The sequence below is a fragment of the Burkholderia theae genome (assembly GCF_048565265.1).
Lineage (GTDB): Bacteria > Pseudomonadota > Gammaproteobacteria > Burkholderiales > Burkholderiaceae > Burkholderia > Burkholderia theae.
This window is the reverse complement of sequence record NZ_CP183461.1, coordinates 1,695,057-1,716,982: the sequence shown is the minus strand read 5'-3', so window position 1 is coordinate 1,716,982 and position 21,926 is coordinate 1,695,057. Positions and strand designations below refer to the sequence as shown.

At 65.9% G+C, this 21,926-nt stretch carries 20 protein-coding genes; 5 read left to right on the top strand and 15 right to left on the bottom strand.

The window, feature by feature from the left end:
- Positions 1-17: 17 nt before the first annotated feature.
- From ACN22W_RS07930 to ACN22W_RS07920, 3 genes are all read right to left on the bottom strand, one after another.
- Positions 18-1,748: a SulP family inorganic anion transporter gene (locus ACN22W_RS07930; protein ID WP_419687163.1), complete on the bottom strand. Its 1,731-nt coding sequence runs from the start codon at positions 1,746-1,748 to the stop codon at positions 18-20.
- 24 nt (positions 1,749-1,772) lie between these two features.
- Positions 1,773-2,399 carry a ParB-like protein gene (locus ACN22W_RS07925; RefSeq protein WP_129514432.1) on the bottom strand — a complete coding sequence of 209 codons (627 nt, stop codon included), beginning with the start codon at positions 2,397-2,399 and terminating at the stop codon, positions 1,773-1,775.
- A 130-nt stretch (positions 2,400-2,529) separates the two neighbouring features.
- On the bottom strand, positions 2,530-3,072 hold the full coding sequence (locus ACN22W_RS07920) for a GNAT family N-acetyltransferase (protein WP_419687161.1): 543 nt from the start codon (positions 3,070-3,072) through the stop codon (positions 2,530-2,532).
- A 281-nt stretch (positions 3,073-3,353) separates the two neighbouring features.
- Here ACN22W_RS07920 and ACN22W_RS07915 point away from each other — a divergent pair, with 281 nt between their 5' ends.
- The 4 genes from ACN22W_RS07915 (at position 3,354) to ACN22W_RS07900 (ending at position 8,465) form a co-directional block, all read left to right on the top strand.
- Positions 3,354-4,574, top strand: a complete 1,221-nt coding sequence (locus ACN22W_RS07915; protein ID WP_129514430.1) for an MFS transporter — start codon at positions 3,354-3,356, stop codon at positions 4,572-4,574.
- A gap of 215 nt (positions 4,575-4,789) precedes the next feature.
- Positions 4,790-5,608 carry a TetR/AcrR family transcriptional regulator gene (locus ACN22W_RS07910; protein ID WP_343491471.1) on the top strand — a complete coding sequence of 273 codons (819 nt, stop codon included), beginning with the start codon at positions 4,790-4,792 and terminating at the stop codon, positions 5,606-5,608.
- Positions 5,609-5,763: 155 nt separating this feature from the next.
- Positions 5,764-7,518: an AMP-binding protein gene (locus tag ACN22W_RS07905; RefSeq protein WP_129514429.1), complete on the top strand. Its 1,755-nt coding sequence runs from the start codon at positions 5,764-5,766 to the stop codon at positions 7,516-7,518.
- 29 nt (positions 7,519-7,547) lie between these two features.
- The gene (locus ACN22W_RS07900) at positions 7,548-8,465 is read left to right on the top strand and encodes a DUF1571 domain-containing protein (protein ID WP_343491472.1); all 918 of its coding nucleotides are present in this window, start codon (positions 7,548-7,550) and stop codon (positions 8,463-8,465) included.
- Positions 8,466-8,492: 27 nt separating this feature from the next.
- On the opposite strand, the gene ACN22W_RS07895 is transcribed toward ACN22W_RS07900, so the two are convergent.
- Positions 8,493-8,777 carry a PXPV repeat protein gene (locus tag ACN22W_RS07895; RefSeq protein ID WP_129514427.1) on the bottom strand — a complete coding sequence of 95 codons (285 nt, stop codon included), beginning with the start codon at positions 8,775-8,777 and terminating at the stop codon, positions 8,493-8,495.
- 295 nt (positions 8,778-9,072) lie between these two features.
- Between ACN22W_RS07895 and hfq the strand changes: the two genes are divergently transcribed.
- On the top strand, positions 9,073-9,645 hold the full coding sequence (gene hfq / locus ACN22W_RS07890) for an RNA chaperone Hfq (protein WP_412023397.1): 573 nt from the start codon (positions 9,073-9,075) through the stop codon (positions 9,643-9,645).
- Between the two features lie 80 nt (positions 9,646-9,725).
- Here the strand turns inward: hfq and ACN22W_RS07885 are convergent, their stop codons facing one another.
- The 11 genes from ACN22W_RS07885 to cpaB all read right to left on the bottom strand — a co-directional run bounded on the left by ACN22W_RS07885 (position 9,726) and on the right by cpaB (position 21,851).
- Positions 9,726-10,433, bottom strand: coding sequence for a DUF2968 domain-containing protein (locus tag ACN22W_RS07885; RefSeq protein ID WP_048243978.1), 708 nt, complete (start codon positions 10,431-10,433; stop codon positions 9,726-9,728).
- Between the two features lie 54 nt (positions 10,434-10,487).
- Positions 10,488-11,879, bottom strand: coding sequence for a sigma 54-interacting transcriptional regulator (locus ACN22W_RS07880; protein WP_193098247.1), 1,392 nt, complete (start codon positions 11,877-11,879; stop codon positions 10,488-10,490).
- Between the two features lie 13 nt (positions 11,880-11,892).
- On the bottom strand, positions 11,893-13,704 hold the full coding sequence (locus ACN22W_RS07875; protein ID WP_129514425.1) for a TadG family pilus assembly protein: 1,812 nt from the start codon (positions 13,702-13,704) through the stop codon (positions 11,893-11,895).
- 12 nt (positions 13,705-13,716) lie between these two features.
- The gene (locus ACN22W_RS07870; protein WP_419687158.1) at positions 13,717-14,046 is read right to left on the bottom strand and encodes a DUF3613 domain-containing protein; all 330 of its coding nucleotides are present in this window, start codon (positions 14,044-14,046) and stop codon (positions 13,717-13,719) included.
- A 23-nt stretch (positions 14,047-14,069) separates the two neighbouring features.
- Positions 14,070-14,897 (bottom strand): pilus assembly protein, encoded by an 828-nt coding sequence (locus tag ACN22W_RS07865; RefSeq protein WP_129514423.1) that lies wholly within the window; start codon positions 14,895-14,897, stop codon positions 14,070-14,072.
- Positions 14,898-14,926: 29 nt separating this feature from the next.
- Positions 14,927-15,925, bottom strand: coding sequence for a type II secretion system F family protein (locus tag ACN22W_RS07860; RefSeq protein ID WP_419687156.1), 999 nt, complete (start codon positions 15,923-15,925; stop codon positions 14,927-14,929).
- A gap of 4 nt (positions 15,926-15,929) precedes the next feature.
- A complete protein-coding gene (locus ACN22W_RS07855) occupies positions 15,930-16,910 on the bottom strand; it encodes a type II secretion system F family protein (RefSeq protein ID WP_419687155.1) in 981 nt (326 codons plus the stop codon).
- Positions 16,903-18,246, bottom strand: a complete 1,344-nt coding sequence (locus ACN22W_RS07850) for a CpaF family protein (protein WP_419687153.1) — start codon at positions 18,244-18,246, stop codon at positions 16,903-16,905. The genes ACN22W_RS07855 and ACN22W_RS07850 overlap by 8 nt, the downstream gene beginning before the upstream one ends.
- A gap of 3 nt (positions 18,247-18,249) precedes the next feature.
- Positions 18,250-19,488, bottom strand: a complete 1,239-nt coding sequence (locus ACN22W_RS07845; RefSeq protein WP_129514419.1) for a fimbrial protein — start codon at positions 19,486-19,488, stop codon at positions 18,250-18,252.
- Positions 19,489-19,563: 75 nt separating this feature from the next.
- On the bottom strand, positions 19,564-20,895 hold the full coding sequence (locus ACN22W_RS07840; RefSeq protein WP_419687152.1) for a type II and III secretion system protein family protein: 1,332 nt from the start codon (positions 20,893-20,895) through the stop codon (positions 19,564-19,566).
- Between the two features lie 53 nt (positions 20,896-20,948).
- A complete protein-coding gene (cpaB, locus tag ACN22W_RS07835) occupies positions 20,949-21,851 on the bottom strand; it encodes a Flp pilus assembly protein CpaB (RefSeq protein WP_419687150.1) in 903 nt (300 codons plus the stop codon).
- Positions 21,852-21,926 lie beyond the last annotated feature (75 nt).

Here is a 21,926-nt window from a genome sequence, read left to right as displayed (position 1 = left end):
GCCCACGCGCCGCGTCGTCACGCGGCCGTCGTTCCGTCGCCGCCGCCCGGCTGCTTGCCGGCCTGCAGCAGTTGCAGGCTTTCGTCGACGCTCAGCTCGGACATCGCATCGTCGTGCAGCGTATCGTCCGCCGCACGGCGCAGCGCATGCAGCGCATGCACCTTGAGCCGCACGAGCGCGAGCCGCAGCCCGCGCGCCGTGCATTCGGCCGCGAACGTGCGCAACGATTCGATCGTCGTGCCGTCGACATCCGGCGTTTCCTCGAGGCTCAGCAACACGGTATGCGTGTCCGGCGCGGCCTTCATCAGCGCACGCACGCGATTCAGCATCCGGTCCGCGTTCGCGAAGAACAGCTGCGCCTCGGGCCGCACAATCAGCACGCCCGGCACCGGCTTCGCGTCGGCATGGCTCGCGACGTCGACGAAATCGTGGCTGTCGCGCAGCCGGCCGAGCACGCTGACGTTCGGTTCCGACAGTTTGCGCAGCGTCAGCAGCAGGCTCACGCCGATGGCCGCGAGCAGCCCGTGCAGCACGCCGAGCACGAGCACCGCGAGCAGCGCGGCGATCACGACGAGCCGGTCGCGATGCCACGCCCAGTACGGCCGGAATACGGACGGATGCAGCGAGTGGCTGACCGCGAAAATCACGATCGCCGCGAGCACGGGCTCCGGCGTGCGCGCGAGCTGCGGCAGCAGCAGCCAGACGATCAGCGCGACCACGCCCGCCGCCCACAGGCCGGCAAAGCGCGACTGCGCACCGGCCGCTTCGTTCGCCGAGGTCGCCGAATAACCGGCGCCGACCGGCATCCCGTGCAGCAGGCCCGACACGAGGTTCGCGCACCCGAGCGCAACGAGGTCGCGGTTCGGCGACACGCTGTCGCCGTGCTTCAGCGCGAAGTTGCGGATCGATCCATACGACTCCGCGTACAGGATCAGCATCAGCGCGAACGCGAGCTCGACCGTCTGCATCCACGCGTTGCGGTCGAGGTTCGGCAGGCCGAATTCGAGGTGCCGGAAGTCGATATGGCCGACGATCGCGATCCCGTACCGCTGCCAGTCGACCGCATAACCGACCGCGATCGACAGCACGATCACGACGAGCGTCGCGGGCACGCGCGAGCGGCGCCCGAGCGCGAACAGCAACGCCAGCGCGATCGCACCGAGCACGACACTCGCGAGGTTCGCATGCGGCGCGCCGGTGATCAGGTCGAGCGCGACACGCGGCGCATCGCTGTGCTGCACGGAAATCGCGAGGATCTTCGGCAACTGCTTGATGACGATCGTCAGTGCGAGGCCGAACGTGAAGCCGCGCAGCACGGGCCGCGCGACGAAATCCGACATGCCGCCGAGCCGCGCGGCACCGGCCAGGATGAACAGCACGCCCGTCATCGCGACGAGCGCCGCCGCGAGCGCGAGCTGCGCGGCAAGCGCCATCCCCGATTCCGCGAGCACGGTCGCCGCGAGCACGGCGGCCGACGATGACGTCGACGACACGATCGCAAAGCGGCTGCTGCCCGTGAGCGCATAGACGACGAGCCCCGACAGCAGCGCGATGAGACCGGCCTGCGGCGGCAGGTTGGCCAGCCCCGCATACGCGACCGCCTCGGGTATCAGCAGGCCGGCGATCGACAGGCCGGCCAGCGCATCGAGCCCGATGCGTCGTGTGCGCGGTGGCGGAGGCGCATCGAGCGCGGAGAAATGGTCGGCATGCTGCGGGCCGGCGTCGGGGCGGATCGGGGTGGTCGTCATGAGGCGGTCGATGCCGTGCGCCGGTCAGGGTTTGACGGCGATGACGCCCGACCAGCCGGGCAGATAACGCGCATCCTGATCGTGCGCGCGGTGCAGTGCGACGTCGAGCGCCTTCGTGAAGTTCTTGCGAATCTGGTCGAGCGACACATGCTGGCGCAGGTAATCGGCCCACAGGAATTCGCTGAACGGCGTCGCGTCCTTCGCATAACCGCCCGCCGTGCGCAGCTCGCCGGCGAGGCTGCGGTATGGGTCGTCCTCGAGTCCGGTCAGCGCCTTCGGCAAATGCGCATAGTCGCGGCGCGACCCGTCCGCGCCGAACGGATGCACCCACTGGTTGTGCTCCATGATCCGCCAGAAGATCGTGTTGTCGAGCCACGACAGATCCTTCAGCAACATCGCGTTCACGCGCGACTCGCCTTCCTCGATCAGCGCGAGGCCGAGATGGTGGTGATCGGTGATGTAGTGCAGCCCGTCCGGGCCGAGGACGGCCGGAAACCAGTGCGATTCGATCGCGGCCTTGCGCGCGCGCTTGTCGAGCGCCTTCCAGTGCTTGCGCTTCGCCTTGACTTCACGATAGCCAACCGTCATCTGCGTCGGACGCAGCGCGTCGAGCCTGACGGGAATGAGATGAACGTCGTTGCCGAGTGCCATGGTCGTACCCCATGTTGCGAAATTCCGGCAACGATACTCCTGATCGCGCGAGCCGTTAATACGTCATGACCTCGATACGCATCCGATTGACGATCTCTGACAACCGGCCGCGCCTGCGCACGACGCTGCGCTACGCGCGCAGATCGTTGCGCTCGAGACGATGACGTATGTAAGGAATGCCATCGTGCACGACGCTCACGCGACGCATCCCGAGCTTGCGCGCGACATTCAGCGAGCCGCTGTTGGCCTCCGCGATATCGGCGATCACGCGCGGCAGCCGCACGGTGTCGAACGCGTGACGCACGACGGCCGCCGCGGCCTCGCTCGCGAAACCGCGCCCCCATGCCGTGCGCACCAGCCGCCAGCCGATCTCGACGTCGCGCGCACCGTCCGCGTAGTCGGGAATCAGCAGGACCCAGCCGATGAACGCATCGGGCGCGGCCTTCTCGAAGATCGACCAGTAGCCGAGGCCCGGCGGATAGTCGCGCGTGATCCGGTGCGTGACGAAGCGGCGATGCTCGACGGGATCGTGCCACGGGCCCGCGATGTGCCGCGTGACCTCGGGATCGCGATCCATCGCGATGCACGCATCGAGATCGGCCAGCACGCGCGGACGCAGCCACAGCCTGGCGGTTTCGAGCACGGGCAGCGCGGCGGCGGAACCTTCGGTCATCTGGACTCCTGATTCGGTGACGATGCGCGTCGAGCGCATTACGAAATGGATACAAACAGCCTTCCGGAATGATACAGATGCCTGTCGCTTGTCTCGCGCGGCGCCGTTGCCGTTTTCGAAACAGTTCATTTCGTAGGGATTATTCCCGATTCGCCGTTATCGCGCCCCACATCGCGCGGCGCGGCGACCTACACTCGATCAATGCCCCTGCACCGCGCGCAAGCCGGGCCGGCATCCGCATGCACATCGTAAGCGCGCAAGCCAACGAGGAGACCTCGGACATGAGCTGGACCCGCGAACAACGCAACGTCACGATCGCCGCCTACCTGGGCTGGACGCTCGACGCGTTCGATTTTTTCCTGATGGTTTTCGTGCTGAAGGACATCGCCGCGGAATTCTCGTCGACGATCCCAGCCGTCGCGTTCGCGCTCACGCTGACGCTCGCGATGCGCCCGATCGGCGCGCTGATCTTCGGCCGGCTCGCCGATCGCTTCGGCCGACGCCCGACGCTGATGGTCAACATCGCGTGCTATTCGCTGCTCGAACTCGCGTCGGGTTTCGCGCCGAGCCTGACCGCGCTGCTCGTGCTGCGTGCGCTGTTCGGCATCGCGATGGGCGGCGAATGGGGCGTCGGCTCCGCGCTGACGATGGAGACCGTGCCGACCCATGCGCGTGGCCTCGTGTCGGGTCTGCTGCAGGCCGGCTATCCGAGCGGATACCTGCTCGCGTCCGTCGTGTTCGGCCTCTTCTACCAGTACATCGGCTGGCGCGGCATGTTCATGGTCGGCGTGCTGCCCGCGCTGCTCGTGCTGTACGTGCGTTCGCACGTGCCCGAATCGCCGGCGTGGAAGCAGATGGAGAAGCGACCGCGCCCGAGCCTCGGCGCCACGCTGAAGCAGAACTGGAAGCTCACGATCTACGCGATCGTGCTGATGACCGCGTTCAACTTCTTCTCGCACGGCACGCAGGATCTTTATCCGACGTTCCTGCGCGAACAGCATCACTTCGATCCGCATACCGTGTCGTGGATCACGATCGTGCTGAACATCGGCGCGATCGTCGGCGGCCTGTCGTTCGGTGCGATCTCGGAGCGGATCGGCCGGCGTCGCGCGATCTTCATCGCCGCGCTGATCGCGCTGCCCGTGCTGCCGCTGTGGGCGTTCTCGAGCGGTCCGATTGCCCTCGCCGCCGGCGCGTTCCTGATGCAGATCTCGGTACAGGGTGCGTGGGGCGTGATTCCGGTTCACCTGAACGAGATCTCGCCCGACGAGATCCGGGCGACCTTCCCCGGCGTCGTCTACCAGCTCGGCAACCTGCTCGCGTCGGGCAACGCAACGATGCAGGCATCGCTTGCCGTTTCGCACGGCAACAATTACAGCCTGGCGCTCGCGCTCGTGGCCGGCATCGTCGCCGTCGTGATCGCCGTGCTGATCCTGTTCAGCCGCGAGCGGCGCGGCATCGACATGACGCAATCGGTCAATACGCGTAGCGCCGTCAGCTAGATCCGCGCATTGCCGCACCGCACCATCGCGCGTGCCCCGCCCCGCCGGGGCCGCGCTCAATACTTTCCGCATTCGCACATCGAACTAGAGGAATTTGTCCAGATTCCCCGCTTGCCCGCTCGGCCCGCGATTTTTTATCTTAATAAAAACGACTGTTTGAATCAGATAATCAAATCACCTGTTCGCGGCCGGGCAACCGGCATGGGAGGCGGAACATGGCAGTAAGTCAGGAGGGGCGACCGTCCGCTGGACGACCGTCCGGGACGCGGTCATCCGGCGCTCGGCAGACTGGCGGGACGAAGGCGCGCATCCTCGATGCGGCCGAGGATCTGTTCATCGAACATGGCTTCGAGGCGATGTCGATGCGGCAGATCACGTCGCGCGCGGCGGTCAACCTCGCCGCGGTCAACTATCACTTCGGCAGCAAGGAAGCGCTGATCCACGCGATGCTGTCGCGCCGGCTCGACCAGCTCAACCAGGAGCGCCTCGGCATCCTCGACCGCTTCGATGCGCAGCTCGGCACGCACATCACCTGCGAGCACGTGCTCGGCGCGATGTTCATTCCCGCGCTGAAGGCATCGCGCAATCCCGACCGCGGCGGGCCCGGGTTCCTCCGGCTGATCGGCCGCGCGTACACCGATCCGTCGCCGTTCGTGCGCAACTTCCTGACCGCGCACTACGCGAGCGTCGCGGGCCGCTTCTTCGATGCGTTCCAGCGCGCGTTGCCGCATCTGCCGCGCACGGAGCTCGGCTGGCGGCTGCACTTCGCGATCGGCGCGCTGTCCGGCGCGCTCGCGGGTGCCGAAACGGAAAGCCTGATCGACGAGTTCTCGCAAGGCCGCACGATGAACGACGTGCAGATGATCGCGCGGCTGTCGTCGCTGATCGTCGCCGCGCTGAAGGCACCGATGCCCGACAGCGCGCAGTTGTCGATCTTCGCGGCGGTACTCGACGACGCGGGGGCGAGCGAAGCATTCGGGCTGCTGCCGGGTGCGGCGGCTGCCGATACGGCGACGCTGCATTCCACGAACTGAACGCGCGAGGCCACGCGCGGCTTCCTGTTCACGATTTTTCATACGCGCGGTCACGCGGGGCGCCGAGGCGCCCGTGCTGATCGACCGCGAAGCATCACGCACCGGCAGGCGATAACGCGCCTGCCGGTGCCGAAAGCAAAGACCGGAGATACGTCATGTCAGCTTCCGCAGCATCCGCAGCGGCCCAGGTTCCGCCGAACACCGACGGCATCTGGTACGCGTCGTACCCGCCCGGCGTACCGCACGAAATCGACGTTACGCAATACGCGTCGCTCGTGCAGTTCTTCGACGAATGCACGACCCGCTTCGCCGACCGCGTCGCGTACGTGAGCGCAGGCGCATCGATGACCTATCGCACGCTCGCCGGGAAAGTCGACGCATTCGCGTCCTATCTGCAAAGCATCGGCGTGAAGCCCGGCGACCGCGTCGCGATCATGCTGCCGAACACGTTCCAGTACCCGGTCGCGCTGTTCGGCACGCTGAAGGCCGGCGCGATCGTCGTCAACGTCAATCCGCTCTACACCGCACGCGAGCTTACGCACCAGTTGAAAGACAGCGGCGCGCAGACGATCGTCGTGTTCGAGAACTTCGCGCGCACGCTGCAGGACGCGCTGCCGGACACGCAGGTGAAGAACATCGTCGTCACCGCGCTCGGCGACCTGCTCGCCGACGGCTTCAATGCGAAAGGACGCCTGATCAATTTCGTGCTGAAGCACGTGAAGAAGCTGGTGCCGGCCTACCACCTGCCGCAGGCAACCCGGCTGCGCTCCGCACTCGCGCTCGGCGCGCGCGGCAAACCGCAGCCGGTGCAGACGACGCGCGACGATCTTGCGTTCCTGCAATACACGGGCGGCACGACGGGCGTCGCGAAAGGCGCGATGCTCACGCACGGCAACCTGATCGCGAACCTGCTGCAGGCGAAGTCATGGATCGCCGACCAGGTCTCGGGCGATGTCGAAACCGTGCTCACGCCGCTGCCGCTCTATCACATCTATTCGCTGACGGTGAACGCGTTCATCTTCATGGGGCTCGGCGGGCGCAACATCCTGATCGCGAACCCGCGCGACATGAAGATGGTGATGAAGATCATCCGCAACGAAACGTTCACGGGGATCACCGGCATCAACACGCTGTACAACGCGTTCCTCGACAACGAGGAATTCCGCCAGCGCGACTTTTCGAAACTCAAGCTCGCGATGGCGGGCGGCATGGCGATGCAGCGCGCGGTCGCGGAGCGCTTCCAGCAGGTGACGGGCCGGCCGGTCGTCGAAGGCTACGGCCTGACCGAATGCTCGCCGATCGTCACGATGAATCCCGTGGACCTGAACGACATGGCCGCGTTCAGCGGCTCGGTCGGCCTTCCCGCGCCGTCCACCGTCGTGCGCTTTCGCCGCGAGGACGGTACCTGGGCCGCCATCGGCGAACCCGGCGAGCTGTGCGTGCACGGTCCGCAGGTGATGCGCGGCTACTGGCAGCGCCCCGACGAAACGGCAAAGGTGATCGACGCCGACGGCTGGCTGGGCACCGGCGACATCGGCGTGATGGACGAACGCGGTTTCATCCGCCTCATCGACCGCAAGAAGGACATGATCCTCGTGTCGGGCTTCAACGTGTATCCGAACGAGATCGAGGAAGTGCTCGTGATGCACCCGGGCATCAGCGAAGCCGCGGCGATCGGCATTCCGGACGACGTGCAGGGCGAACGGATCAAGGTGTTCGTCGTGCGCCGCGACCCGTCGCTCACCGTCGACGACGTGCTCGCGCACTGCCGCAAGAACCTGACCGGCTACAAGATGCCGAAATTCGTCGAATTCCGCGACGCGTTGCCGCAGACGAACGTCGGCAAGATCCTGCGCCGCGCGCTGCGCGACGAGGAACTCGCCAAAATCAAGGCCGCGAAGCAAGGCTGAACGATCCATCGCTCCGGGAGACGCTGTCGATGAACGAAGGAATGAAGCACCGCGCGCGGCTTGGCGCCGCCGCGGCAGTTGCGTGCATGCTGTCGTTCGCGCAGGCCGGCCTGCATGCGCAGGAAACGGCCGACGCCGCGAGCGCGGCGCAGGGCGTCGCGCTGCCGGCGGACCTGGCGAAGGTCACGCACGAGCCGGTTGCACAGCAGGCGCGCTGGCTGCGCACGGCCGCGCAGCGCGGCACGCTCGCGCAACTCGACGACGCGACGCTCACGGCGCTCTTCAAGGCACTCGATCCGCTCGCCGTGCCGCTCTATATCCGTAACGGTCCTAACGGCTATCCGTCGTACCAGTTCACGATGGTGCGCCAGGAGCGCATCAGCGGGAAATGGTCCGACACGCCCGACCGCATGCTCGTGAAGACCACCCGCGAGCCGCTGCGGGTGTATGCAAAATGGCTGCCGGGCGGTGCGCATGCCGGACAGGAGACCATCTACGACACGACGCAGCGCAAGGACGAGATGTACGGCCATCTCGGCGGCCTGCTCGGCAAGATTCCGCTGTGGACGGCACTCGACGGCGCACTCGCGCGCGCCCAGTCGAATCACCAGGTGAAGGATCTCGGCACCGAGTTCATCACGAACCTGTACCTGACCGAAGGGAAGAAATACGAGGAAGCCGGCGTGCAGCGGCCGACCCAGGTGGAAGCGAAGACGATCGGCGGCGTGCGCGTCGTCGCGCTCACCTACGAAACGCCGACCGGCCGGCCGCAGTTCTACGCGAAGAAGGAAACCCTCGGGCTCGACCTGCATGCGCCCTATTTCCGGACCGTCGAGTCCTATGACAACGACGGCAGGATCTTCGAGCGGATCGTCATCGAGAAAATCGCGCCGGCGACGCTCGACGACACGGCATTCGACCCAAAAAACCCCGACTACGCGTTCTGATGCGCGCCGACGGGGTCGAACTTCGGATCAATCGTCATCGTCGTCGCCATGGTGCTTGCGCCAATGCTTGTCATAGTGCCGGTGCCACTTCCGGTAGCGATCGTCGTCCTCGTCGCCGTAGTAGCCGTATCCGTAGCCCGGATAAGCGACCACGGCCGGCTGCGGCGCTACATAGACCGGCGCCGGCTCGACATAGACCGGCGCGACCGGTACGCCGATGCCGACCGACAGATCGACATGCCCCGCCATTGCACTGCCGGAAGCCAGCAACGCCACGCCCCCGACCCACCCTGCCCATCGCCTCTTGTTCATGTTCTGGATCCCTGATATACCGGCCCGCCCGGCTCGCGACGCCAATGTAAGCGCCGCGCGCACACCAAGGTGATACGGCGCTGCGAGAGTCGTAACGCGACGTAACGAAACGGCTTTGGCCATTCGGCCTAATCGCGAAAATGCGCTGCAACGTCTATAGTGGGTTACGGTTCGACACAATCACGGCTGCGCGCTTCCCGATCGAACAGGGTAGAATTCCGCCAAACGGCTTGTGGACGAACACGCCACACACACGCACAACATATTCTCTGACGCAGGCTCCTGCCGCACCTCAATGGCCAATCCCGCAGAATCCCATCCGCAAAACGACTTCATCAATTCGGCGCGCAAGGAACGTAAGCGCGTTGAAATCTATCTCGTCAACGGCATTCGTCTGACGGGGTGTATCGAGTCGTTCGACCAGTACCTGGTGATGCTGCGCACCCCCGTGGGTCTGCAAGGCATCTACAAGCGCGCGATTTCCACGATCCAGCTCGACACGGGCGGCTCGCGCCCGGGCGGCGGCGGCCCCCGTGGTCCGCGCACCGGCGGTCGCCCCGGCGGCCGTGAAGGCGGCGGTCACAGCCCGTACGGTTCGCACGGCGGCTCGCGCGAATCGCGTGGCGACGGCGGCTACGGCTCCCGCGAGCCGCGCGAGGGTTACGGCTCGCGTGAGCCGCGCGAAGGCTACGGCGCGCCGCGCGAACCCCGCGAAGGCTACAGTGCACCGCGCGAACCGCGTGAAAGCTACGGCGCGCCGCGCGACACCGGCGACGCGTCCGGCAACACGTCGCCGTCGGATTCACGCGGCGGCAACGGGCCGGTGATCGTCACGCGCCGCCGGCGAATCGTGCCGGACGGCCAGTAAAACAAAAGGGCAAGCCAACCGGCTTGCCCTTTTTCCTTGTGCGGCCGGCGCGGCATGTCGCCGCACCGCCGCCGCCGAGTTCAGCGTGCCGTCGTCGGCAGGCCCGCGTCGGCCTCGCGCTGCAGCGAACGCACCTGCTGCTGCAATGCACGCAATTGCGACTGGAGTTCGGCCTGTTGGGCCTGCAACGCCGTCGTCTCGCTGCGGACGCTCTTCTGGCGATCCGCGACCGCCGCCTGCTGCTGGCGCGCGATCGAGATATCAGCCTGCAGACGCCGCGCGCGATCCTGCGTGACTTCGATCTGCTTGTCCATTTGCGCCTTCTGCGATTCCAGCTTCGCCGCGCGCAGTTCGTTGACGGCCAGCCGCTCCGCCTGGCGCGAGAAATCGCGATAGATCGCTTCCGCGCGCGTTTCGTCGAAGGTCTTGATCACGCGCCAGAACGCCTTCTGCTGGAACAGCGCGACGAAGTACGCGCCGTCCTTCACGTTGAACAGCAGGCTCGCACCGTAGCTGCCGTTGTAGCTCGTGCGCATTTCCGTCAGCGTGTGCGCCTGGATCTGGCGCTGCAGGTCGTCGACCGTGCTCGGCCCCGTCGATTCGCCCGCCTGCGGCTGCACCGACGTCTGGACCTGCTGATCGATCACCGGAATCGCGGCCACCGGCGCCGACGCCTGCTGCACCGCCGGCGAAGTGCTGTCTGCCAACCCCTGCGCGTAAGCGCCCTGAATGCCTCCCACCATGGCGAGCAACACGCACGCCCGCCCCAACCCCGTCATATGGCTCATGAAGTTTTATTCCCGCCCGTGTCGTTGTAATTCAGCGCGATTTTATCTCATTAATTACTCGCTTTCGCGTGTCTCGGGCTCTTCGTCGAAGATCTGATATTTGCGCATTTTTTCCCACAGTACCTTGCGGCTGATGCCGAGCTGCTGCGCCGTGTCCTGGCGCCGCCAGCCATTTGCGTCGAGCGCCGCGATGACGCGATTGCGCTCATTCATGTCCCACTTGCTGCGATCGACGAAGACCTCGGCCGCGCTCTCCGCCGGCACCGGCTGGGCCGAGTTGCGCGCATGCGCGATCAGCCGCTGCAGCCGTGCGGCATCCCACCCGCCCGTCTGCCGCACCGTCACGCCGACCCGCTCGGCGAGGTTGCGCAGTTCGCGCACGTTGCCGGGGAAATAGCTGTCCGCCACCGAATCCGTCAGCCAGTACGGCAGATCCGACAACTCGGCGAGCCGCTCCTCGCCCACGACCTGTGCGACGAACGACTTGAACAGCGCGATCTTGTCGACTGCACCGCGCTCTTCCAGCGACGGAATGCTCAACTCGATCACCGCGAGCCGGTAGTAGAGATCCGCGCGGAACAGCCCGTCCTTCACGAGCTGCGGCAGCTTCTTGTTGCTCGCCGCGACCAGGCGGAAATCGACCTTGATCGGCGCCGTCGCACCGACGCGCAGCACCGCACCGTCCTCGAGCACGCGCAGCAGCTTGACCTGCTGGTACAGCGGCAGATCGCCGACTTCGTCGAGGAACAGCGTGCCACCTCCCGCCTGTTCGAAATAGCCTTTATGCGCAACAACCGCGCCCGTGAACGACCCTTTCGCATGGCCGAAGAACAGCGATTCGAACAGGCCGTCGGGGATCGCGCCGCAGTTCACCGGCACGAATTCGCCATGCCGGTAGCGCGAATGCTTTTCGTGCAGCAATTGCGCAATGCGCTCCTTGCCGACACCGGTTTCGCCGTGCAGCAGCACGTTGGTGTCGCAGTCGGCGAACGTGTCGACTTCGTGCAGCAGTGCCTGCATCGATTCCGAGTGCGCGACGAGTTCGGACGGCTGCGATGTTTCGGCCGAGTGCGCACGCAGTTGCGTGACGAGCTTGCCGATCATTCCGCGCAGTTCGGCGCAGGTGAAGTCGAGCGGCAGGATATGCGAATACTCGGGCGGATACTGCGACGAATCGTGGTCGCGCGCCGCGCCGACCCAGACGACCGGCATGCCGATGTTGGCCTGCCAGTCGCGCAGGAACGCTGCGCCGATTTCGATCATCGTCACGCTGATGATCGCCAGCGACGGCCGCAATGCGGCGCGTTCGGGCGAGATCTCCGCGTTGTCCGCGCGGATCACTTCGACGTCGAAGCTCGCCATGCATCGGGCGACGCGGTCGACAATGTCCGCCTTGCCTTCCCAGACGTACAGGTCGAGCTCTTCGATTGCGGGCGTGGTTCTCATCGGATCTGCTTATTCAGTAAACCGTTTGGGCGACCCCGCAGTTGAGCGAGATCTGGTGGACCGTCGCCGCGCCGACCTGGACGCCAAGCAGATTCAGCAACGGTACGAGGACTGCATCGAGGCTCGAAAGGAGCGGGCCGAGCAGGCCAGTCAAAAAAGTGAGCAACGTCGAGACGAAATTTCCCGGGACCGACAGGATGCTGGCACCGAACAAGCTGACGTTGACGTTGATATTCGCGGCCGCGAGCTGCGTCAGTGCCGAACTGAGCGCCGAGCCGAGCGCATTCGAGTTCACCGTCCAGTAGTCCGCATCGATTCCCGGAACGCCATTGAAGGTATGCGACTGGGAAGCGCCTTGCACCTGAACCGATACGTTGGACAAGGTCGCCGTCAGCTGCGCAAGCCCCAGCACATTCGCGTTGATGATCTGCCCGGGCGACTTGCAGCTGTAAGTCGACGACAGGCTGATCTTGCCGGACGAATCGAGCGGCGGCTGGCCGATGCACAGATTGGCAACGCCCGGTTGCGCGGTAATGACGACGGTGCTCGCCGCCTGCGTGGCGGCACATTGTGTCGAGTTCAACGTCGCGGTGCCGGTACCCACTTGCAGATAGATCGGCAGATTGACATCGACATTCACGTTGAGCAAAGCCAGCAACGCACCGAGCAGCGGCAACTGCGTCGTGCCAAGATCGACATTGAGATACACCCCCACCGCGGCCGTCGACGCGGTCGTCCGCCACGTTCCCGTCGACGGATCGATCCCGCCCTCGCCGATGCCGATCGACGGTGGGCTGATGATCTGCACCTGCAACTGCGTCCCCGTCAGCCCGCCGAGATTCAGCGACGGCACGTTGACCGTGACCGCCGGCTTGCCTGTTGCAGCGATCTCCGCGCCGACGAGCAGCAGGTCGAGCAGATCCACCTGCGCGTTGAGCGCTGCCTGCGTATCCGCAAGCGCAACGTTAAGCAATCCGCCCGCCCCGCCGAGGCCGATCGACGTCCCCGGAACGTTGGCGCTCAGAATCGTCTGCAGCGTGGCGAGGCCCGCCTGCAGATTTGCGTTCGCGACGGACGTTTGCGTTGCCGCGTTCACCATCAGTTGAATCAGTTGCGGCAACGTGAGCTTCAGCGCGAGCAACTGATCGACCGTGCCGACGCCCGCGGCCACGACGAGGTCGCCGACCTTCACGTTCGTGCAGGCGAGCGCTTGATACGACCCGATGTTCAGATTCAGGCTGGCGCCAAGCAGCCCGCCGATCAGTCCGTTGACGAGCCCCGGATTACCGGACGTCGGCGCGGATCCCCCGGCGCAACCGACGCCGCCGAGTGCGGCAAGGGTTGCACCGACCGAGAACGTATCGATGTTCGTCGAGCGTGCGGTCGATACCGCGGACACCGGCTGCGGTGGCCCGACGAAGAAGAACGGCACCTGACGCGTAACGATCACCTTGGCCGCGTTCAATTGCGTGGTCCCGGGGGTCGCGGCCACGTAGTAACTGGGTTTCGGGTTGACCGCCGTATCCCAGCGACCGCATTCGACACTGATCGTGTCGCCATTCGACGTATTGAGCCCGTTCGACTGCGCATTGCTGGTCGCGGTGGCGGTCGGCTGCCCGCATGCGTCATCCATGCGCTGCACGGCCGCGAGCGCGGCCATGTCGGCAATCCGTTGCACGTCCCGACGCTGGTAAAAGAGATTACCGACGCCGATCGCGCCGAGCGTCGTGATGGCGATCAGCGTCGCGATGATCGCCATCACCGAGAACGCCCCCCGCTGTCGTGACGCGAGGCGGAATGCGCCGCCGCTGTGTCGGGTCTTCACCGTTTCGCTCCGTCAGTGCGCGAGGTCGCTACCGGACACTCCGCCGCTGCCGCTGCCTCCACTGCTGCCGCCGCCCGACGCCGACATCGTGCCGAACCACTGCGGAATCGGCGTCTTGAACGAGTCGAGATAGCGCTGATAGGCGTATGTGCCGGCCGCGCCGTCGATCGGCTGAGGTGCGGCCGCCGCACGATTCGAGCGCTGCAGGTCGAGCAGCGCATTCGTTGCATGATCGATTTCGGACGCCGGCGGGTTGCCTTGCGCATGGGCGACACCCGCGCAAAGCGTGCACGCGAATGCGATGCACGCGGCCCGCCCGCGGATTGAGGAAAGGTGAAACATGATGGCCTCCGTGAATATCGTCGTTATCGCGCGAAACGCTGCAGCAGCGGGACGGCAAGATCGATGTTGTCGCTGCTCGCAACCGACGGCACGGACGCACTGCCCGGCGTGTGTGCGATTGCACGTTGCTTCGCGCGTATCGCGGCCGTGACCTTCGTCTCGTCGTCGCGAATCTCGCCGCGTACCGCCGGCGAAAGTTTCTGCTGATCCATCAGCCGCCGCGCGTCCTTCGCGTGACCGCTCACGAGCAGATAAAGCACAAAGTTGCTGAGGATTTTCGGGTTCTTCTGTTCGAGTTCAGCGGCCTTCAGCAGCGGCACGCGAGCACCGGCCAGATCGCCTTCGCGCATCCTCGAATACGCGAGATCGGACAGCGTCGCCGCATCGGTCGGCGCAAGCACGGTCGCCTGTTCGAGTTGCTGCCCGGCAAGCGCAAAATCACCGCGTGCGCCGGCGGTCAGGCCCAACCCGCGATAGCCGCGCGCGGCGAGCGGCGTCGTCAGCAGCTTCGTATACGCGGCCACGCCGGCGTCGTACTGGCCGGTCGCGCGCAATGCGTCGGCGCGAAGCAGGATCGTGTCCGGTGATGCGCCATATTGTTTTTCGTACTGGTCGATGTGCGCCAGCGACGCAAAATACAATCCCTGCCCCTGCATCCGCTCGATCAGGCCCAGGTACATGCCCGGCGTATCGGGCGGCGCACTCTTGTCGGCAGCGGCCTGCATCAGCGCGCCGCGTTCGGCCTGCGCACCGATCCCGTATCCGGATTCCTTGAACAGCGAGCACCCGCTGGCGAGCAACGTGAACGCCGTCGCGCCTGCGATCGTGCGGATCCAACCAAATCGATTCATCTTGTGTCGCTCCTTCCCCTCATGCCGCATCAGCGTTGAATCGCGGCAAGCGCGGACAGCACGGTCATGATCCCGGGCCCCGCGGTAACGATCAACAGTGCAGGCAACAGCGTGATGATCATCACGCCGGTCATCTTCACCGTCAGTCGACCGATCTGCTCGCGCAGCGTCGCACGACGCCCTTCACGCAGGCGGTCGCCGAACTGCTTCAGCGGCTCCTGCACCGCGCCGCCGTGCTTGTCCACCTGAATCAGCAATCGCACGATCGCGCGCAGATCCTCGTTGTCGAAACTGTTGGTGAGGCGTTGCAGCGATTGTTCGCGCGTGCGTCCGGCCGCGAACTGCCGTTGCGCCACGCCAAGCTCCCACGACAGCACGGGCAGCATGGTCTCAAAATCGTGCGTGACGACCTGGATGCTCTGGTCGAGCGACAGGCCGACGCCCTGCAGCAGCCGCAACATGTCGACGAGCAGCGGCAACTCGGCCGCAATGCTCTGCCGGCGCGCGGTGGCCCGCCGGCGCACGTAGATTTTCGGCAGCATGTATCCGGTCACGAGCGCGACGGAGATCCAGAGCAGCCAGCGCGTCTCGTGCCCGCGACTGACCAGTACCAGCACGGTAAGCGCCGGCAGCAGGATCGCGGAGGCAATGCGCGCGCTGACGAACAGCGCTCTTGCGCGGACGTCGACGAAACCGCACTGTTCCAGCAGCTGACGATCCTCGTCGGCAATCAGATAACGGCTGAAGCCGGTCTCGAGCCATCGCATCCCGACATTTTCGAAACGCGTGCGCAGCCCCGCGAAACGTGCGCGCGGCGCAGCGGGTGCGGCGGCATCGCGCGCAGGTTCGGCGGAACCGGCTCGCACGGCGGCCGCTTCGATCGCCGCGGTGCGGCGGTCGAGCGCATTCACCAGTGCACGTTCGGCACGCTGCACGAGCATGACGCGAACGATCGCGAGCGCGGCAAGCAGCAGCACGCCGATCGATCCGAGCACCAGCGCAAGCGCGCCTAAACGGTTTGCATCCATCGATTCACCTCAACCGCGCGAGCCGGTACAGCCAGAAGCCGCCCATTGCCTGCAGCACGAATGCCAGATAGATCAGCTGACGCCCGGCATCGTCGTTCCACATCACCGTGAAGTAGCGTGGGCTCGTGGCGATGACGAAGCTGCCGACCGCGATCGGCAACAGCGCCAGCACCCAGGCGGACAACCGGGTCTCGGCCGACATCGCGGACAGCTCGCGTTCCGCCTGCTCGAGATCGCGCATGAACGTCGACATCCGGTCGAGCATCACGTCCGCCCGCCCGCCGTAGCGGACCGACAGACGCAGCACCGCGCCGACCAGTTCGAATTCGCGGATGCGATACCTGTGCGCGATCTGCAGCATCGCGCGATCGATCTCGACGCCGGAGCGCAGCATCTGCGACACGTCGTCGAGGCAGCGGCGCAGCGGCATCTCGGCCGTCTGGAGCGCCGACTGGAACGCCGCCGGCACGCTGTTTCCCAGGGTAACCAGCCGCACGATTCCGTCGAGAAACGACGGCAACTGACGAACGATCTTCAGGCGGCGCCGGCTGATTCGCGACGTGATCCAAAGCACGACGAGCACGCCGCCCGCAACGAGCGCGGCCGCCGCCGCGAGCACCCCGCCGGCCGCGCCGGCCCACAGTGCGAGCAGCGCGATGATCGCAAGCGCCAGCACGAGGCCGGCGCGAATCTCGTCGAGACCCGCGCGGTCGGACAATACCGTCCATGCATCGAACACCGACGTGCGCCAGCGCGCGAACCCTTGTTCCGGCTCCTGCGCGTTCACCGTACCGGCCGCCGCGGCACGCGCGGTGCGCGCGTCACCCGCCGACGCCGCGGCGCGCGCACCCTGTCCCACCCGGCTGTCGAAGAACCGTTGTGCGTGTGCACGCCCTTCCCGTACCTGGCTTCCGCGCCACAACAGCAACCCGGCTGCCGCGCAGATCAGCGCGAACATCAGCGCGAGCAAGCTGACGCTAGACATTGAAGCCTCCGCCTCGCCCGAAGTTGCCGCCGAATCCGCCGCCGCTCGCCACAAGCGTGTTGCGGAAGCGCGCAAGCTTCGGCGAATGCGGATGAATGCCGAGCGACTCCCAATGATCGATCTCGTCGCCCTCCGGCGTGACGCGCGCCTCGTAGCGATACAGTTCCTGGGTTGATACGATGTTGTCCGACATGCCGGTGACTTCGGTGATCGACAGGATGCGCCGACGGCCGTTGGACAGTCGACCGATCTGCACGATGAAATCGATCGCGTTGGCGATTTGCCGGCGCAGACTGGCCTCGGTGCCTTGAAAGCCGGCGAAGCCGGCAAGCATCTCGAGCCGGTACAGACACTCGCGCGGCGAACTCGCGTGCACGGTGCCCATCGATCCGTCGTGGCCCGTATTCATCGCCTGCAGCATTTCGAGCACTTCGCCGCCACGCACTTCGCCGACGATGATCCGGTCCGGCCGCATCCGCAACGTGTTTCGCAGCAAGTCGCGAATCGACACGACGCCGCTCCCGTCAAAGCCACCCGGGCGGCTCTCGAGCCGTACGACGTGCGGGTGATTCAGCGACAGTTCGGCCGTATCCTCGATCGTCACGACGCGTTCCGCCATCGGAATGTGGAACGCGAGCGCATTCAGCAGCGACGTCTTGCCCGAACTGGTGCCACCCGACACGAGGACGTTGCAGCGCGCCTCGACCGCAGCCTCGAGCAGCCGGCCGATTTCCTCGTTGTAGGTGCCGTTGCCGAGCAGGTCCTCGGGTTTCAGCGGGTCCTTGCGGAACTTCCGGATCGACACGACCGGGCCGTCGATCGACAGCGGTTCGATCACCACGTTGACACGCCCGCCGTCGGGCAGCCGCGCATCGACCATCGGATTCGATTCGTCGAGCCGCCGGCCGACCGGCGCGAGAATCCGTCGCACGATCCGCAGCAGATGGGCGTTATCGGTGAAGCGGATCGGCAGCTTCGACAGAATCCCGTGCCGCGACACATAGATGTCGTTGTAGCCGTTGATCAGGATGTCTTCGACGTGCGGATCCGCCAGCAGGTCCTCGATCGGCCCGAAGCCGGCGAGCTCCTTCGTCAGCGCCTCGGCAATCGCACGCACCTCGCTCTCGTTGAGCGGGATCCGCCGCAGCCGCACGAAGCTGTCGATTTCGAGATCGACGAACTGGTTGATCGCCTGCCGCGACCAACGGCCGAATTCGGCGCCCAGTTCCTCGATCCGCGTGAGCAGATGCTCGTGTGCGGCATTCTTGATGTCGTGGAACTGTTGCGATTGCGAAAACGGCGCTGCGCCGTCGGCAAATTGAATGTCCTGTGCCATCGCTTACGACCGCTTCGTAGAGGATTGAATGATTCGCCTGAGTGCCGACAGGCCGCCCGCCGCACGCTGTGCCGCTCCCGGCGACGGCGTACCCGCGAGGTGCTCGACCAGCGACCCGAGCGCACGCACGTACGGATCGCGCTCCGCGACCTCGGCAATCAGCTTGCCCTGGTTCGCGGCATGTCCGATCGATACGCGCCGCGACGGCAGCGTCGCGACCAGCGACAGCCCCAGCCGTTCGGCGATCTGCGCGGGCATCAGCCCGAGCTCGGCGTCGAACTGGTTGACGACGAGCCGGATCCGTTCGGTCGCGGCACCTACCTCGCGCAACCCGTCCAGCATCTCGACTGCCGATACGACCGATGCCACGCCCTGGTCGCAAACGAGCCATGCCTCGTCCGCAAGATTCACGACCTGCGCAATGAATTCGCGATTCGGGAAACCGCCGAGATCGACGATCTGGTGATCGAAGAACGCGCGCAGCCGGTTCAGCAACGCCGCGCACGACGCGGTTGCCACTTCGCGCAGATCGGCGAGGTTCGGTGGCAGCGTCGTCAGCGCGGCACCGCTCGAATGGCGCGCGAGCGCGGTCGTCACGAACGTGCGGTCGATCCGGCGCAGGTTGCGCACCGCCTCGACGAAATGGAATTCGCAGCGCGTGTTCAGGAATAGCGCGCCGTCGCCAGCCGGCAACCCGAGATCGAGGAGCGCGGCTGCGTGCGCGGGATCGGCGGCCCGCCGCTGCATCAGTATCGACAGGTTCGCGGCGAGCGTGCTCACCCCCATCCCGGCGCGCGCGCCGAGCAACGCAGTGACCTTGCCGTGGCGGTGCGCCGGCTCGCCGGCGTTGTCGAGCAACACACGCGTGATACGCAGCGCCTCGTCGGCCGGTGCGGAAAAATCGACGAAGTCGCGTACCCCCGCGCGCAGCGCGGCGAGTGCGCCCTCGGGTTGCGCGAGCGAGCCCAGCGCAACGACCGGCACACCCGGATGCGACACGCGCACCGCAGCCACAACCGTACTCGCCGCCGCGCAATCCCCCGAGAAATCGATGAATACCAGTGCCGGATTCAATACGCCGATACGCTGCGACAGCGCCGCACCGTCGAGCGGCGCCCCCTCGACCGCGCCGGCCGAGACCAGCGACCGGGACAGCCATTGCACGCGCTCCGCATGCGAGGATGCGCAGACGAAGTGGTCGGTGACGGCGGGCTCAGCCAAAGAATAGGTTCTCGCATTCATCTTGGATACTCCCAATGAAGCAAGGCATCGCGTCGTGCGCGACGGCCTGCGCTGTCCCGTAACAATTCGGCGCGCTCATTTCGAGAACCCCGGCCCTGCGTCCGGCGATGCCATGCCGCCCAGATACGAACGCCACACGGGACCGTCGCGCTGCTCGGACAGCTCGCCCGGGGTCGCCGGCAGCGGTGCACCCTGCGCGATCGGCGCGACGAGATGCGGCGTAACGATGATCACGAGTTCCTTGTCGGCTTGCTGGTAGCTCAGATTCTTGAAAAACGCGCCGATGATGGGCAGATCCCCCAGGAACGGCACCTTGTTGACGTTGGACGTGGTCTCGCGGTCGATCAAACCGCCGATTACGAAGCTTTCGCCATCGCCGAGCTCGACGGTCGTATCCGCGCGCCGCGTCGTCAGCGCCGGCACCTGGACGCCGTTGATCGTGATCGAGTGCACAAAGTCGAGCTGGCTCGACTCGGGAGCGACCTTCAGCGCGATCCGGCGCGGGTTCAGCACGGTCGGCGTGACGGTCAGCCCGACACCATAGGGCTTCCATTCGATCGAGATCGTGCCGAGCGATTGCGGAACCGGCACCGGAATCTCACCACCCGCGAGGAAGTTCGCGCTCTGGCCGGACAACGCAACGAGCGTGGGCTGCGCGAGCACGCGGGCGAGATTGTTCGCCTCGAGAATCGACAGGTCGGCGAACAACCCGCGCGACATCGAATTGACGACGAGATTGAACGCCGACGAAATCGGCACGTTCGTGTTGTACGTGAGCGAACCGCCCGGCGTCCCGGTAATCGATGTCAGCCCCGTCGGCGCGAATGCGCCAAACGAAAAGCCGTTGCTCTGCTTGAAAAAGTTGAGGCCCGCCTGCTTCAGCACCGTACGGCTGAATTCGACGACGCGCACGTCGACCTGCACGACGTTCTTGCCGGAGATCGTCGACGCGTCGATGGTCGTCCCGTCCTTGCCGCTGACCGACTTCGCCGCATGAACCGCCCGCTGATGCCCGTCGAGCGTCCCGGACGCACCGCCGATCACCGTCGTACCGCCGTATGTATTCACGCTCGGCGATGCGCCGTCGAGCAGTGCACGTGCCGCGCCGCTCGTGACGTTCACGTTGTAGACGGTCGGCTCGTCGCGACCGCGTTCCCAGATCATCACGTTCGTCGCCCCGGCGTTCTTCGCGACGAGCAGCACGCCGCCATGCCCGCCCTTCACGACGAGCACGTCGGCAACCGACGGATCGCCGACCGCAACCCGCTGCAGCGCATGCCCCGTCGCGATCTGCCGTTGCGCGCCGACCGCCAGGCTGATCGTCCCGCTCGTGTCGGCCGCGTCCGACAGCGGCGGCATGGCCAGCGCGCTCAATGCAATAGCTAATCCAATCAGTTTCTTTTTCATTGTTTTGGAGGCATCGAACCGCCCCCCTTCTCTGGTTGTCGTCTTCGTGCCGCTCAGTAGGCGACCGTTTCGGTCCGCCCACCCCGAATCACTTCGATGCTGCCGCCGCTCGCATGCCGCGTGACCAGCCGCGGCGCCGCACGCGGGGCCGGCGCTGTCGTCGCACTCTTCGACAACTCTCCGAGCACCACGCCAGAAGCAGCAAGCGCCGACGGGCTCTTGTCGTCACCTACACGAACCGCGACGGTCTGCGCCGCGACATCGTCGTCGCGCGGGTTGCGAAGCGCGAGCACGAGCCGGCCGCTCTGCTCGGCGAGCGTCAGTGCGTCAACCTGCGCGGTCGGCACGGCAAGCACCGCGGTCCGCATGCCGACCACGGAGCCGTTCGAACTGTCGCGCTCGGTCGTTGCGTCGCCAAACGACAGCACGCGGATCTTCGACATCAGCAGCCGTGCCTGCGTATTCACGATCTCGGCCGTCGACGTCCCGCCTATCGCCACGCCAGTCCCGTCGCGCTTCAGGTTCAGGAACACGTCGACATAGTTGCCGGGCCGCACACGGTTACCGACCGCGTTGGTTTCGTCGACCTTGATCGCGACGGCCCGCTCTCCCGGCTCGATCTGCTCGGCAAGGCCGGACGACAGTGCGCTTGCGACGACGGCCGCCTGCGCCGGAATGTCGGCAGCCGGGATGCGGCCGACCAGCTGCAGCGGATCGGCGAACGCGCCCTGCGGCGCGGCGGTCGACTGCTGAACCTTCAGTGCATCGGCCGGAATCGGCTGGCCAGCTTGCAATGGCCGTGTTGCCACGACGACAGGCACGCTTTGCGTCGCGACCGTCGACGCGACCGGCGTGACGTCCACGGGCTTGCGTCCGAGCATCCACGCATAGACGCCGAGCAGGACCGCAATCGCGATCAGCAAGCCCGCAATGATCTTCGTCAGATTGTTGGCCATGATGTTGTTATGTTTCCCCGCTACTCACGATTGAATTCTCCGCGCAACGTTGACGACCGGGCGCCCTCGACCCGG